Annotated in this window: 13 protein-coding genes; 10 read left to right on the top strand and 3 right to left on the bottom strand. The window is 71.6% G+C overall.

The features are described from left to right. Nucleotides 1-4: 4 nt before the first annotated feature. Genes ACIBTS_RS26860 through ACIBTS_RS26835 form a run of 6 tightly spaced genes read left to right on the top strand, consistent with a single transcriptional unit; the run spans nucleotide 5 to nucleotide 6,664 of the window. On the top strand, nucleotides 5-1,870 hold the full coding sequence (locus ACIBTS_RS26860) for an acetyl/propionyl/methylcrotonyl-CoA carboxylase subunit alpha (RefSeq protein WP_399322721.1): 1,866 nt from the start codon (nucleotides 5-7) through the stop codon (nucleotides 1,868-1,870). Nucleotides 1,871-1,915: 45 nt separating this feature from the next. Further along, nucleotides 1,916-3,049, top strand: a complete 1,134-nt coding sequence (locus ACIBTS_RS26855; protein ID WP_399322719.1) for an acyl-CoA dehydrogenase family protein — start codon at nucleotides 1,916-1,918, stop codon at nucleotides 3,047-3,049. Nucleotides 3,050-3,082: 33 nt separating this feature from the next. Next, nucleotides 3,083-4,651, top strand: a complete 1,569-nt coding sequence (locus ACIBTS_RS26850; protein ID WP_399322717.1) for a 4-coumarate--CoA ligase family protein — start codon at nucleotides 3,083-3,085, stop codon at nucleotides 4,649-4,651. Beyond that, nucleotides 4,648-5,406, top strand: a complete 759-nt coding sequence (locus ACIBTS_RS26845; RefSeq protein ID WP_399322714.1) for an enoyl-CoA hydratase family protein — start codon at nucleotides 4,648-4,650, stop codon at nucleotides 5,404-5,406. Before ACIBTS_RS26850 ends, ACIBTS_RS26845 begins: the two co-directional genes overlap by 4 nt. After that, nucleotides 5,394-6,041 (top strand): TetR/AcrR family transcriptional regulator, encoded by a 648-nt coding sequence (locus tag ACIBTS_RS26840; RefSeq protein WP_079661550.1) that lies wholly within the window; start codon nucleotides 5,394-5,396, stop codon nucleotides 6,039-6,041. The genes ACIBTS_RS26845 and ACIBTS_RS26840 overlap by 13 nt, the downstream gene beginning before the upstream one ends. 56 nt (nucleotides 6,042-6,097) lie before the next feature. Beyond that, entirely contained in the window at nucleotides 6,098-6,664 is a 567-nt protein-coding gene (locus ACIBTS_RS26835; RefSeq protein ID WP_399322712.1) for a hypothetical protein, read from the top strand. 21 nt (nucleotides 6,665-6,685) lie between these two features. On the opposite strand, the gene pdxH is transcribed toward ACIBTS_RS26835, so the two are convergent. After that, nucleotides 6,686-7,315: a pyridoxamine 5'-phosphate oxidase gene (pdxH, locus tag ACIBTS_RS26830; protein WP_319674875.1), complete on the bottom strand. Its 630-nt coding sequence runs from the start codon at nucleotides 7,313-7,315 to the stop codon at nucleotides 6,686-6,688. A gap of 283 nt (nucleotides 7,316-7,598) precedes the next feature. Here pdxH and ACIBTS_RS26825 point away from each other — a divergent pair, with 283 nt between their 5' ends. Beyond that, nucleotides 7,599-8,699: a citrate synthase 2 gene (locus tag ACIBTS_RS26825; RefSeq protein WP_079661553.1), complete on the top strand. Its 1,101-nt coding sequence runs from the start codon at nucleotides 7,599-7,601 to the stop codon at nucleotides 8,697-8,699. A 103-nt stretch (nucleotides 8,700-8,802) separates the two neighbouring features. Here the strand turns inward: ACIBTS_RS26825 and ACIBTS_RS26820 are convergent, their stop codons facing one another. After that, nucleotides 8,803-9,885 carry an isopenicillin N synthase family dioxygenase gene (locus tag ACIBTS_RS26820; RefSeq protein WP_399322710.1) on the bottom strand — a complete coding sequence of 361 codons (1,083 nt, stop codon included), beginning with the start codon at nucleotides 9,883-9,885 and terminating at the stop codon, nucleotides 8,803-8,805. Nucleotides 9,886-10,470: 585 nt separating this feature from the next. Here ACIBTS_RS26820 and ACIBTS_RS26815 point away from each other — a divergent pair. Together ACIBTS_RS26815 and ACIBTS_RS26810 are read left to right on the top strand one after the other, a co-directional pair. After that, nucleotides 10,471-10,929 carry a GNAT family N-acetyltransferase gene (locus tag ACIBTS_RS26815; RefSeq protein ID WP_399322708.1) on the top strand — a complete coding sequence of 153 codons (459 nt, stop codon included), beginning with the start codon at nucleotides 10,471-10,473 and terminating at the stop codon, nucleotides 10,927-10,929. A 103-nt stretch (nucleotides 10,930-11,032) separates the two neighbouring features. Beyond that, nucleotides 11,033-12,502, top strand: a complete 1,470-nt coding sequence (locus ACIBTS_RS26810) for a PAS domain-containing protein (RefSeq protein ID WP_319677073.1) — start codon at nucleotides 11,033-11,035, stop codon at nucleotides 12,500-12,502. Nucleotides 12,503-12,525: 23 nt separating this feature from the next. Here ACIBTS_RS26810 and ACIBTS_RS26805 read toward each other — a convergent pair whose 3' ends face one another. Beyond that, complete coding sequence (locus ACIBTS_RS26805; RefSeq protein WP_399322706.1) at nucleotides 12,526-13,281, bottom strand: SIS domain-containing protein; 756 nt, start codon at nucleotides 13,279-13,281, stop codon at nucleotides 12,526-12,528. Between the two features lie 329 nt (nucleotides 13,282-13,610). On the opposite strand from ACIBTS_RS26805, the gene ACIBTS_RS26800 reads away from it, so the two are divergent. Further along, entirely contained in the window at nucleotides 13,611-14,303 is a 693-nt protein-coding gene (locus ACIBTS_RS26800) for a metal-dependent transcriptional regulator (RefSeq protein ID WP_079661558.1), read from the top strand. Nucleotides 14,304-14,640 lie beyond the last annotated feature (337 nt).

Raw genomic sequence — 14,640 nt, 5'->3', positions numbered from 1 at the left:
TCACGTGATCGGGACTGTACTTGTGGCCAACCGCGGCGAGATCGCCTGCCGCATCGTCCGGACCTGCGGTGAGTTGGGAATCCGGACGGTCGCCGTGCACTCGGACGCCGACGAGAACGCGCTCCACGCGCGCGTGGCCGACACGGCGGTACGACTGCCGGGAGCGGCGCCCGCGGAGACCTATCTGCGCGCCGACCTCATCGTGAAGGCTGCCGTCGCCGCGGGCGCGGACGCCGTCCACCCCGGCTACGGCTTCCTCTCCGAGAACGCCGACTTCGCGCGCGCCGTCCTGGACGCGGGCCTGGTCTGGATCGGCCCGCCGCCGCAGGCGATCGAGGCGATGGCCTCCAAGACCCGCGCGAAGCAGCTCATGGGGCTCGCGCCGCTGTCCCCGGACGAGGTGACCGACGCCGACCTGCCGGTGCTGGTGAAGGCCGCCGCGGGCGGCGGAGGGCGCGGAATGCGCGTCGTGCGCCGCCTGGAGGAGCTCAGCGCCGCACTGGAGGGCGCCCGCGCGGAGGCCGCGAGCGCCTTCGGCGACGGCGAGGTGTTCGTCGAGCCCTACGTCGACAACGGCCGCCACGTCGAGGTGCAGATCCTCGCCGACACCCACGGCACGGTGTGGGCGCTGGGCACCCGCGACTGCTCCCTCCAGCGACGGCACCAGAAGGTCGTCGAGGAGGCGCCGGCGCCCGGACTGCCGCAGGACCTCACGGAGGAACTGCACGCGCTCGCCGTCCGCGCCGCACGCGCCGTGGACTACGTGGGCGCGGGCACGGTCGAGTTCCTCGTCGCCGACGGCCGGGCGCACTTCCTGGAGATGAACACCCGCCTCCAGGTCGAACACCCTGTCACCGAGGCCGTCTTCGGCCTCGACCTGGTGGCGGAGCAGATCCGGCTCGCGGAGGGCGCCGCGCTGGCCCCCGAGCCCCCACGCGCGCGTGGCCACGCCGTCGAGGCCCGCCTCTACGCCGAGGACCCGGCGCACGACTGGACCCCCCAGACCGGCACCCTGCACCGCCTGGCCGTCCCCGCGGGCGTCCGCCTGGACACGGGCTACGGGGACGGCGACCCGATCGGCGTGCACTACGACGCCATGCTCGCCAAGATCGTCGCTCACGCCCCCACGCGCGCGGAGGCCGTCCGCAAGCTCGCGGGCGCCCTGGAACGCACCGTCCTGCACGGCCCGGCCACCAACCGCGACCTCCTCGTCCGCTCCCTGCGCCACGAGGAGTTCACGTCCGCCCGCATGAACACCGGCTTCTACGACCGCCACCTGCCCGAACTGACGGCCGTGCCCGCCGACCCGCACGCCCCGCTCGCCGCAGCGCTCGCCGAAGCGCGCACCGGATCCCGGTTCGGCGGCTGGCGCAACCTGCCGTCCCAGCCGCAGACCAAGCGGTATGCGAGGGGCGGCGAGGAGATAGAGATCGCCTACCGGCACACACGGAGGGGCCTCACGGCGGAGGGCGTCCAGGTCGTGCACGCGGACCCGACACTGGTCGTCCTGGAGATCGACGGCGTACGACGCCGCTTCGACGTCGCCCGCTACGGCGACCAGGTCCACGTCAACGCCACCACCCTCACGGCCCTGCCCCGCTTCCCCGCCCCGGCGATCCAGCACGCCCCCGGCTCCCTCCTGGCACCCATGCCGGGAACGATCGTCAAGCTCGCGCAAGGTCTCATCACCGGATCGAGTGTCCAGGCGGGCGAACCGATCGTCTGGCTCGAAGCGATGAAGATGCAACACGTCATTTCGGCACCGGTGACGGGGACGCTGACGGCTCTACCGGTGACGACAGGACAGCAAGTGGAGCCAGGCACTCTGCTGGCGGTAGTGCAGCAAGCCGTGCCTGAAAGGGACGCGTAGCACTGCGCGCTCTGCCACAGCGGACCCGCACCCGAAGGAGCCACCATGACCACCCTCATCGAAACCGACGAACACAAGGCACTCCGAGCAGCGGTATCGGCCTTCGCGAAAAGCCACGACCACGACACCAGAACCCTCTGGCAGGAAGCCGCGGGGCTCGGCTACATCGGCGTCAACCTGCCGGAGGAATACGGCGGCGGTGGTGGCGGCATCGCCGAACTCTCCCTCGTCCTGGAAGAGCTGGGCGCCGCGGGCAACCCCCTCCTCATGATGATCGTCTCCCCGGCGATCTGCGGCACCGTGATCGCCCGCTTCGGCACGCAATCCCAGAAACAGCAGTGGCTCCCCGCGCTGGCGGACGGCTCCCGCCTCATGGCCTTCGGCATCACCGAACCCGACGCCGGCTCCAACAGCCACCGCATCACCACCACGGCCCGCCGCGACAGCGCGAGCGGCGACTGGCTGCTCACCGGCCGCAAGGTCTTCGTCTCCGGCGTGGACATGGCCGACGCCACCCTGATCGTCGGCCGCACGGAAGACGCCCGCACGGGCAGCCTCAAGCCCTGCCTGTTCATCGTCCCGCGCGACGCTCCCGGCTTCACCCGCCGCCGAATCGACATGGAACTGCACGGCACGGAGAAACAGTTCGAACTGACCCTGGACGACGTACGGCTCCCCGCCGACGCACTCGTCGGCGACGAGGACGCCGGCCTGCAGCAGCTCTTCGCCGGCCTCAACCCCGAACGCATCATGACGGCCGCCTTCGCGATCGGCATGGGCCGCCACGCACTCGCCAAAGCGATCCAGTACGCGCGCGACCGCACCGTCTGGAAAACCCCGATCGGCGCCCACCAGGCCATCGCACACCCCCTCGCGCAGGCCCACATCGACCTCGAACTGGCCCGCCTGATGATGCAGAAGGCAGCCCACCTGTACGACGCGGGGGACGACACCGGCGCCGGCGAGGCCGCCAACATGGCCAAGTACGCGGCCGGGGAGGCCTGTGTGAAAGCGGTCGACCAGGCCGTGCACACCCTCGGCGGCAACGGCCTCACCCACGAGTTCGGCCTCGCCCGGCTGATAACGGCCTCCCGGGTGGCTCGTATCGCCCCGGTGAGCCGGGAGATGATTCTCAACTACGTCTCCCACCAGACCCTGGGCCTGCCCAAGTCGTACTGACCCGCCTGGGTACCGACCCGCCTTGGAGGAACCGTGTTCCGCAGCGAGTACGCAGACGTCCCACACGTAGAACTCCCCATCCACGACGCCGTGCTGGGCCGCGCCGCCGAGTTCGGCGAACTGCCCGCGCTCGTCGACGGCACGGACGGCACCACCCTCACCTACGATCAGCTGGACCGCTTCCACCGCAGGGTCGCCGCCGCCCTCGCCGACGCCGGCGTCCGCAAGGGCGACGTCCTCGCCCTGCACAGCCCCAACACCGTCGCGTTCCCGATCGCGTTCTACGCCGCCACCCGCGCGGGCGCCACCGTCACCACCGTGCACCCGCTCGCCACCGCCGAGGAGTTCGCGGGGCAGCTCGGCGACTCGGCCGCCCGCTGGATCGTCACCGTCTCACCCCTGCTCCAGACCGCCCGGCGCGCTGCCGAACTCGCCGGCGGCATCGAGGAGATCTTCGTCTGCGACAACGCGAGCGGACACCGCTCACTGATCGACATGCTCGGCTCCACAGCCCCCGAGCCACAGGTGGACATCGACCCGATGGATGACGTCGCGGCCCTGCCGTACTCCTCCGGCACCACCGGCACCCCCAAGGGCGTCATGCTCACCCACCGGCAGATCGCCACCAACCTCGACCAGCTACGGGCGGCGATCTCCGCGGGCCCCGGCGAACGCATCCTCGCCGTACTGCCCTTCTTTCACATCTACGGCCTCACCGCCCTGATGAACGCACCCCTGCGCCAGGGCGCCACCGTCGTCGTGCTGCCCCGCTTCGACCTGGAGACGTTCCTCGCGGCCATCCAGAACCACCGCATCACCGCCCTCTACGTGGCCCCGCCGATCGTCCTCGCCCTCGCCAAACACCCGGCGGTCGCCCAGTACGACCTGTCGTCGCTGCGGTACGTCATCTGCTCCGCCGCACCCCTGGACGCCGAACTCGCCGCGGCCTGCGCCGAACGCCTCGACCTGCCGCCCCTCGGCCAGGCCTACGGCATGACGGAACTGTCCCCCGGCACCCACGTCGTCCCGCTCGGCGCCATGCGCGAAGCCCCCGCCGGCACCGTCGGCAAACTCATCGCCGGCACCGAGATGCGCATCGTCTCCCTCGACGACCCCGGCAAGGACCTCGGCGTCGGCGAACCCGGCGAGATCCTCATCCGGGGACCCCAGATCATGAAGGGCTACCTGGGCCGCCCCGACGCCACCGCCGCCATGATCGACGCCGACGGCTGGCTGCACACCGGCGACGTCGGGCACATCGACGCCGACGGCTGGCTGTTCGTCGTCGACCGCGTCAAGGAACTGATCAAGTACAAGGGCTTCCAGGTCGCCCCCGCCGAACTCGAAGCGCTCCTGCTCACCCACCCCGGCATAGCGGACGCCGCCGTCATCGGCGTCTACAACGACGACGGCAACGAAGTCCCGCACGCCTACGTGGTCCGCCGGCCGACATCCCCCGACCTCTCCGAAGGAGAGATCGCCATGTACGTCGCCGAACGCGTCGCCCCCTACAAGCGCGTCCGCGAGGTCACCTTCATCGACACCGTGCCGCGCGCCGTCTCCGGGAAGATACTCCGCCGCCGGCTGAGGGAACGCGCATGACGACACCCAGCACAACCCCCCTGGTCGGCCGCACCCGCGAACGGGGCATCGAGACCCTCAGCCTCGACTCGCCCGCCACCCGCAACGCCCTCTCGCACGCCCTCGTCACCGAACTGACCGACGCGCTCACCAACTGCCACAAGGACGACGACATACGCGCCGTCGTCCTCACCCACACCGGCAACACCTTCAGCGCCGGCGCCGACCTCAAGGACCCGCCGCGCCCCAAGGCGGTGCCCGGACTGCTCCAGCAGATCCTCGAGCTGCGCAAGCCCGTGGTGGCCCGGGTCGCCGGGCACGTCAGGGCGGGCGGCCTGGGACTGCTCGGCGCCTGCGACATCGCGATCGCCTCCGAGACGTCGACGTTCGCGTTCACCGAGGTACGCATCGGAGTCGCGCCCGCCGTCATCTCGCTGCCCCTGCTGCCCCGCGTCGACCCACGCGCCCTCACCCGCTACTGCCTCACCGGAGAGACCTTCGGCGCCGCCGAAGCGGCCCGGATCGGCCTCGTCACCCAGTCCGCCGGCCACACCGACCTCGACGAGGCCCTCGCACCCGTCCTCGACGGCCTGCGGCGGGCCTCACCCAAAGCCCTGGCCAGGACGAAGAAGCTGCTCACGGCTAAGGTGCTGGAGGCGTTCGTCGAGGACGTGGGCTCGATGACCTGGCTCTCGGCCTCGTTGTTCGCCGGCCGCGACGCCCGCGAGGGAATGGCGGCCTTCCTCGAACGACGGGATCCCCCATGGGTGCTGTGACCACAGCCGCACATCTACCCGGCGACCGCGGCCCCGGCGACCGCGGCCCGGCCGACCGCGCCCCCAAGCAGGACCGCAGCCGCGCCACCCGGCAGCGGCTCCTGGAAGCCGCCGTCGCCTGCCTCGCCGAACACGGCTGGGCAGGCTCCACGGTTTTGGTCGTCGCCGAACGCGCGGGCGTCTCCCGGGGCGCCGCCCAGCACCATTTCCCCACCCGCGAGGACCTGTTCACCGCGGCCGTCGAGTACGTCGCCGAGGAACGCTCCTGCGCGTTGCGCGCACTGTTCCCACAAGGCGCCACCGGCGATCGCCGCGCGGTCGTCACCGCCCTCGTCGACCTCTACACCGGCCCCCTCTTCCGCGCCGCCCTGCACCTGTGGGTGGCCGCCTCCAACGAGGAACCACTACGCCCGCGCGTGACCGAACTGGAAGCCCGCGTAGGCCGCGAAACCCACCGCATAGCCGTGGAACTGCTCGGCGCCGACGAGACCGCGCCCGGCGTCCGCGAGACCGTCCAGGGCCTGCTGGACATGGCCCGCGGCCTCGGCCTCGCCAACCTCCTCACCGACGACGCGGCCCGCCGCGACCGGGTGGTGGCGCAGTGGGCGGGGCTGCTGGAGCAGACCCTGGGCTGATCGCCCGGGTCGGCCGTGCCGGGCCCGTTGTCAGTGGCACGGCTTACGGTTCGGGCATGGGGGACACCTACCAGACGATCGTCGACCGTTACGCGGGTCCACAGGACGCACCGAGCCTCGCCCGGCCCGTGGTGGAGTGGCTCGTGGCCGAGGGCATCGTGCTCGCCGAGGCGGCGCCCGGCTGGGCCCTGGGGGACCACCCGGCCCACCCACCCGGCCCCAACTGGCACAAGGCGGTCACCCACGCCCGCTGGGGCGCTCCGGAAGGCGTCGCCGTCCACACCGAACGGCACGTCTTCTACAGCAACTTCAACACCAGCAAGGGCGCGACGGCGATCTGCCCGCGCTGCGGGACGGCCGCCGATCCCGACGACCCGGTCTGGTCGTCGCACATGTCCACCGTGATGGACCTCTGGTACGAAACGGGCACGGCCGACGCCGACTGCGCCTCCTGCGCCGAGTCCGCCCCGCTGCCCGAGTGGGACTGGACCGACGACCACCTGGCCTTCGTCCACCTCGGCTTCCAGTTCTGGAACTGGCCCACGCTCAGCGAGGACTTCCGCGCCCGCATGGGCGAGCTGTTGGGCGGGCGCCGTACGGCGTTCCTGCCGGGCAAGGTCTGACGCCCCGAGGGGCCCACCGCCTCAGGGACTGAGCCGCTCCACCCGCCAGCTCCCGTCCGCCTCCGCCACATACCGCAGCCGGTCGTGCAGCCGGTTCAGCCGGCCCTGCCAGAACTCCACCGACTCCGGCGCCACCCGGAAACCACCCCAGTGCGGCGGCACCGGCACCTGCTCGCCCTCCGGATAGCGGGCCGCCAGCTCGGCGTACGAGGCGTCGAGGTCGGCCCGGGTGGCGATCACCGACGACTGGGCGCTGGCCCACGCACCGAGCTGCGAGCCGTGCGGCCGGGTCCGGAAGTACGCGGCGGTCTCGTCCCGCCCGGTACGCCGCGCCACGCCCCGCACGATGACCTGCCGGGCCATCGGATGCCACGGAAAGAGCAGCGAGACGTACGGATTCTCGGCGAGATCGAGGGCCTTGCGGGAGTCGTAGTTGGTGTAGAAGACGAAACCCTGCTCGTCGAACTGCTTCAACAGCACCGTACGGGAGCTGGGCCGCCCTTCGGCGTCCGCGGTGGAGACGACCATGGCGTTCGGCTCGAAGAGCTGGGCCTCGACGGCCGCGTCCTTGAACCAGCGGGCGAACTGCTCCACCGGCGTGGCGGCCAGCTCGGCCTCGGTGAACCCCTCGGCCCGGTACTGCTTGCGCATCGCGGCGGGGTCGGGAACGGGGCCTGGAGAGACGGGGTCTGCGTCGGTCACGAGGTCATCCTGCCGTATGGCCCACCACCGCACCCCACACCACTGAAGGTGGCACTGAGTGCCGCAACCACTCCCCAAAGGTGGCACTCGGGGATATGGTGCAGATGCCATCCCAGTGGGGTGACCGCCCGCCCCACGGGGCATCACTGGGGTGACCGCCCACGACCGCGAGTCCTCCAGGACCGCGGATCCACCGGTGCCGTCCGTCGCACACATCACGAGGAGCCGCCTGATGTCCGACTTCGTACCCGGGCTCGAAGGAGTCGTCGCGTTCGAGACGGAGATCGCCGAACCGGACAAGGAGGGCGGCGCCCTGCGATACCGGGGCGTCGACATCGAGGACCTGGTCGGCCATGTCTCCTTCGGCAATGTCTGGGGGCTGCTCGTCGACGGGGCCTTCAACCCCGGCCTGCCGCCCGCCGAACCCTTCCCGATCCCCGTCCACTCCGGCGACATCCGTGTCGACGTCCAGTCCGCGCTCGCCATGCTCGCGCCCGTCTGGGGCCTCAAACCCCTCCTCGACATCGACGCCGAGCACGCCCGCGAGGACCTCGCCCGCGCCGCCGTCATGGCCCTCTCCTACGTCGCCCAGTCCGCCCGCGGCCAAGGCCGCCCCATGGTCCCGCAGCGGGAGATCGACAAAGCCCAGTCCGTCGTCGAACGCTTCATGATCCGCTGGCGCGGCGAACCGGACCCCAAGCATGTGGCGGCCGTCGACGCCTACTGGACCTCGGCCGCCGAACACGGCATGAACGCCTCCACCTTCACCGCACGCGTCATCGCTTCCACCGGCGCCGACGTCGCCGCGGCCCTCTCCGGCGCCGTGGGAGCCATGTCGGGCCCGCTGCACGGCGGAGCCCCCTCCCGCGTCCTCGGCATGATCGAGGAGATCGAACGCACCGGCGACGCGGAGGCCTACGTCAAGCAGGCCCTCGACAAGGGCGAGCGCCTCATGGGCTTCGGCCACCGCGTCTACCGCGCCGAGGACCCACGCGCGCGCGTACTGCGCCGCACCGCCCGCGAACTGGGCGCACCCCGCTTCGAGATCGCCGAAGCCCTCGAGAAGGCCGCCCTCGCCGAACTCCACGCCCGCCGCCCGGACCGCGTCCTGGCGACGAACGTCGAGTTCTGGGCGGCCATCGTCCTGGACTTCGCCGAAGTCCCGGCACACATGTTCACCTCGATGTTCACCTGCGCCCGCACCGCCGGCTGGTCCGCGCACATCCTGGAACAGAAGCGCACCGGCCGCCTGGTCCGCCCGTCGGCCCGCTACATCGGCCCCGGCACCCGCAACCCCCAGGAGATCGAGGGCTACGACGACATCGCGAGCTGAGCCGTACCGCGGGCCATACCGCGGGCCATACCGCGGGCCATACCGCGGGCCGTGCCACGTGCCGTGCCGGTGATCACGCAGCCGGTGATCACGCAGCCGGTGATCACGCGGGGCTGAGCAGCTCCGCGTGATGCCGCTCGGCCACCAGCGGGTGCGCCCGCAACTTGCCCTTCAGTTCGTTGAAGCCGTACTCCGCGAACAGCGGGTTGGCCGGATCGTCGGTCACACCGCGCGCGGCGGCGGCGTGCGGGAAGGGCAGTGGCTCGACCCGGGCGTCCAGCCGCGGGTTGTAGAAGAACGGCACCGAGAACCGCTCCACCGCACTCGGCGGCGACACGACCCGATGGTTGGTGGCGAGCAGATACCCGTTGGTCGCCACCTCCAGCAGCTCCCCGAGATTCACCACGAAGGCCCCCTCCAGCGGCGGCACATCATGGAACAGCCCGTCCTCCCGCTGCACCTGGAGCCCGCCCACCCGGTCCTGAAGCAGCAGCGTCAGGAAGCCGTAGTCCTTGTGAGCCCCCACCCCCTGACCGCCCCCGTCCCCCGCACTCCCCGGATACCGCACGAGCTTCAGATGCGGATGCGCCCGTTCCCCGAACACCGCGTCGTAGAAGTCGACCGGCGCGCCGATCGCGGCGAGCAGCTCGTGCAGCAGCCGCTCCGCGACACCGCTGAGCCGCTCGACCCAGGCGAGCGCGGCGCTCCGCAGCTCGGGCAACCCGTCGGGCCACTGATTGGGCCCCTGAAGCCACCAGTACGCGGGCTCACCCGGCCCCGGTATCCGCGCGGGCCGCTCCGCCCCGATGTCGAGCTGATCCCGCCAGTCCTGCCGACCGCCGGTCCGCTCGTCACCGGTCCGCGTGTACCCACGGAAGTGCGGCGAGTTCACATTGTCGATCGCGAGCCGCTGCTCCTCGGGCAGCGCGAAGAACCGCCGCATGGCGGAGAGCAGCTCCTCCGTCTCCTCGGGGCTCACCCCATGCCCGACCAGCTGGAAGAACCCCACGTCGTGCGCGGCACTGTGCAACTGCGCATGCAGCAGCGCCCGCGCCTGGGGCCCGCGGTCGGCGGCGGAGAGATCGATGATCGGCAGTTGCTGATACGGCAGTTGCTGATACGACGGGTGCTGATTCGGCGGGTGCTGATTCGATGGGTTCGTCGCGAGGGGTGTCACGTTCGTCATGATGCGTCCGTGGGTGTGCGGGGCCCGTGGCCGCCGTGGGTGGGGCGGCGCGCGGGTGCCGGGCGGTCAGAGAAAGGGAAAGCGCGAAAACGCGGGCGGCGGTGAACCGCGAAGGGGCTGGACGGGCTCAGATGGAGCGTCGACAGCCCATGCTCGTGACGCGGACGTAGTCCACATGGCGGCGTCGAACAAGCGAAAGCATGCGGCCAGAGTACTGCTTGCCAAAAAATTCGCACGTGTCCCGCCTCACGCCCCGCAAACCTTGCGGACGGAGGTCCGGAAAAGCAGACGACCCGCGAGTCGGGTCCTCCCTCAGGAGGGCCGGCCGGACGTACCGGCGACTCGCGGGTCGGGTGACTGCGTTGAATTGGCCGGTTGCACGCGACTCACACGCGCTGGTCCGGCACCGCACTCAGTGGGCGACGGGCCATTAGCCCGCAGCCACCTCCGACGTCCGGTGTGCATACATGCTTCGGACCACCTCCCTTCATTCGGTACGCCACACCCTAAGAACCCCTCGCCGGTCGCTCAAGTGTTTTTTCTGAGATGTTGACCCGGGGGACCGGGAGGCGATTCCCTGCTTGCGTGAGTGATCTTCGTCTGCATATCGAGTTCGCCGCCGGGGAGGCCGCACTGGAGCAGTGGCGGCACGTCCACAACACGATCGTGCCGCCGGCTGCGATGTCCCTGGGCGAGGTGCGTGAGCGCGCGGGGCGGTACCGCCTGGAGAACGCCTACGTCGGTGACGTCCTCGTCGGGTGCTCGACCGTGCGGCCGCCCGAGGGCGAGGAGGCGGTGGCGACCGTCATCGCGCGCGTGCTGCCCGAGTATCGGGGCCGCGGGTACGGGACTGCGCTGTACGAGCACGCGCTCGCCCACGCGCGCGTGCTGGGCGCCCGGGTGGTCGAGACGTGCGTGCTGGCCGTCAACGAGGGCGGGCTGCGGTTCGCGCGGACGCGTGGGTTCGTCGAGGTCGAGCGGTATGTGCTCGACGGCGAGACGGCGGAATGGGTCGACCTGCGGCTCATGCCCCACCCTGACTAGAGCCCGGTGCAACGATTCCTCGGCAATCTTGCGGGAATCATATGTGGGCTGCGTCACGTTCGAGTTGAATGAGGGCAAGAGAGCGAACCTGCAGGGGGTCCAGGTGAGTGCTTCCCGGCGTAGTGGGACCACCGACGAGCTGGGGCCGGACGAGCCCGAGCAGCCCGAGCGGTCGGGCGAGGACGGCCCGGAGACCCCGGAGGGCGCGCACCCCGGGACCGGACCGGTCGGACCGGACGGCGCGGACCTGCTCGCCGCGCTGCTCGACGGCATGGACGCGGCCCTGTGCGCCTTCGACGGTGACGGAGTGGTCACCCACTGGAACCGTGAGGCCGAGCGCATCCTCGGCTGGAGCGCGGCCGAGGCCGTCGGACGGCACGGCTTCGCCGGCTGGGCCGTGCGCGAGGCGGACGCCGAGGACATCGAGGGGCGGCTGATGGCCGCCATGCACGCGCCGGGCCGTCAGGTGCACGAGTTCGCGCTGCTGACGAAGGACGGCGGCCGGGTGCTCGTACGGACGCAGTCCGCCGCCGTGCGCGGCCCGGACGGCAAGCCCGCCGGACTGTACTGCGCCTTCAGCGAGGTGCATGCGCAGATCGACCTGGAACGTTCCATCGCGCTCAGCGAGGCCCTCTTCGACGACGCCTCCTGGGGGGTGGTCCTGGTCGACGCCGACCTGCGCCCCGCCGTCGTCAACGCGCACGCCGCCCGCGCGCTCGGCACGGGCCGTACGGCCGTGCTGGGCCGTCCGCTGGGGGAACTGCTCACCCGGGGCGCCGAGGAGCTGGAGAACGCGCTGACGCACGTCCTCGCCGAGGGCGCCCCGCCCGCGCCCGCCGAGCTGTGGGTCGGAGTGCGCACCCCGGACGGAGAGAAGCGGCGCTGCTGGCGCAGTGGCTTCCTGCGGCTGGCCTCGCCGCTCGCCGAGGAGCCGGTGCCGCTCGGGGTCGGCTGGCTCTTCCAGGACGTCACGGAGGCCAAGCAGGGCGAGCAGGAGGCCGCCATGCTGCGCTTCCGCTCCAACCAGCTGCACCGGGCGGCCCGCGCGGCGGCCGAGTGCGAGGACCCGGCCGAGGCCGCCACCGTCCACCTCGACTTCGCGCTCGCCGGGTTCGCCGACCACGCCCTGGTCGACCGGGTGATGGGCGAGGCGTCGGCCGATGTGGAGGGGGCGGGGCCGGCGCGGCTGATGCGGGTCGCGGCCACGCCGTCGGGCGGTCCGGGCCCCAGCGCGCTCACCGGACACGCGGGCCTGCCCGTCCGCTACGGCGACGGGCATCCGGCGCTGCAGTGCGTCGCACGGGCCGGTTCCGTGCGGGCGGGCGTCGGCTCCGTCCCGGCGGACGAGGCCCGGGAGTGGGCGCGGGCGCGTCAGTGGCCCGAGGACACGGTGTACGCGCTGTGCGCGGTGCTGCGCAGCCGCGGCCGCACCATGGGCGTCGTGACGTTCCTGCGCGGCGCCGGCCGCACCGCCTTCGAACGCTCCGACGCGAACTACGCCGAGGATGTCGCCGTCCGCATAGCGACGGCCCTGGACCTGGCCGACCTGGCCGCCCCGGCCGACCGCGGCTGACACGCGCGCGTGCCACGGCGCGTTCAGCGGCGGTAGAAGATCCGGTCCCGGTACTCCTCCATGATCCGTCCGTTCCAGTCGTGGCCGCCGTCGACGTTGCCGGAGCGCAGGAGCGGGGGCTCGATGCCGCGGTCGGCGAGGGCGCCGGCCGCGGTGGCCATGACGGCCTGGAGGAGCGCGGCGGTGACGACCGTGGAGGCGGGGGCGAACGGCGCGGGGACGGCGTCGAGGGTGAGCTCGGCGTCGCCGACGGCGATCTTCGAGTCCAGGACGATGTCGCAGTGGTCCTTGAGGAACGTTCCGGAGGTGTGCCGGGACGTCGTCTGTGAGGCGTACGCCACCGACGTCACGCCGATGACCTTCACGCCCAGGGTGCGGGCGTTCTGGGCCATCTCCACGGGCAGGGCGTTGCGGCCGGAGAGCGAGACGATGACGAGGGCGTCGCCCGCGCGCAGGGGCGAGGTGTCCAGGACGGCGCTCGCGAGGCCGTCGACGCACTCCAGGGCGGAGCCGAGGGTGGCGGGTGTGACGTCGACGCCGACGACGCCCGGCACCGCGAGCAGGTTCATCAGGGCGAGGCCGCCCGCGCGGTAGACGATGTCCTGGGCGGCGAGGGAGGAGTGGCCGGCGCCGAAGGCGAAGAGGCGGCCGCCGTCGGCCACGGTGTCGGCGAGGAGCGTTCCGGCGGCCTCGACGGCCTCGGCCTCCTCGTCGCGGGCCCGCTGCAGCAGCGTGATCGCGGCGTCGAAGAACTGGGCGGCGAGCTTGCGGTCGCTCATCCGAGGGGCCCCTTTGCCGTGTCGGGTCCGGGTCCGTTCCCGGGTCGCGGATCACCGTGCGGTCTGGACCAGCACCCTGTCAATACGACGGGGACGGAGATGGGGACGAGGACGCAGAGGCGGCCGGGTACGGCGGGGAAGCGGAGTGGGCGACCGTCCTCGCTCCGTCGCCGCGCACATGCCGCGCCCCGTGTCCGCACCCTGATGTAACCGCCTCGTTTCAGCGGCGCGGCACGCTTGTCAGTGGTATCCGGCAGAATTGACTACAGGGCCAGCGCACGCGCCGGAGAGCCGTCCAGCCTTCGGCAGAGCTAATCGAGGGGCTACGAATGTCCGGACTGATCGACACCACGGAGATGTATCTCCGCACCATCCTCGAGCTCGAGGAGGAAGGTGTGGTCCCCATGCGCGCCCGGATCGCGGAGCGGCTCGACCAGAGTGGTCCGACGGTCAGCCAGACGGTCGCGCGGATGGAGCGCGACGGCCTGGTCTCCGTGGCCAGCGACCGGCACCTGGAGCTCACCGACGAGGGTCGCCGGCTGGCCACGCGCGTGATGCGCAAGCACCGGCTGGCCGAGTGTCTCCTCGTCGACGTGATCGGCCTGGAGTGGGAGCAGGTGCACGCGGAGGCGTGTCGCTGGGAGCACGTGATGAGCGAGGCCGTGGAGCGGCGTGTGCTGGAGCTGCTGCGGCACCCGACCGAGTCGCCGTACGGCAACCCGATCCCGGGTCTGGAGGAGCTGGGCGAGAAGGACGGCGCGGACCCGTTCCTGGACGAGGGCATGGTGTCGCTGGCGGACCTCGATCCGGGCGCCGACGGCAAGACGGTCGTGGTGCGCCGTATCGGCGAGCCGATCCAGACGGACGCGCAGCTGATGTACACGCTGCGCCGCGCGGGCGTGCAGCCCGGCTCGGTGGTGAGTGTGACGGAGTCGGCGGGCGGTGTGCTGGTCGGCAGCGGCGGCGAGGCGGCCGAGCTGCAGTCGGACGTGGCGTCCCACGTGTTCGTGGCGAAGCGCTGAGCATTGTTCAACTCATGGGGCGTGTGGGGCAGTTGTGGCGTCCTGTCGATCTCGTCGAATCGCAGATTCCCTGTGTCGAATGGCAGCGCGCACGCGCTTCCCGTGCCACGCTGTCGCGTGAGGCATATGACCTGAGGGGGGCGGGGATGGTCTGCCGCAGACGAGCGGAGGGCCCCGGTGCCGTGTGGCACCGGGGCCTGTCCTCCCCTTTTTCGACCTGGAGCCCCGAGCTCTCAAGGTCGTTCCCCTCGGGCCGGTTTCCCCGACCGGTCCGCCTCCCGCTGAAGGTCTCCCCTCGGCGGCGCCGATCATTCCTTGAAACAGGTCACTCGAACGA

Source organism: Streptomyces sp. NPDC050121 (assembly GCF_044460385.1).
Taxonomy (GTDB): Bacteria; Actinomycetota; Actinomycetes; order Streptomycetales; family Streptomycetaceae; genus Streptomyces; species Streptomyces soliscabiei.
The sequence above is the reverse complement of the archived record's forward strand: the minus strand, read 5'-3'. Positions and strand labels throughout refer to the sequence as shown.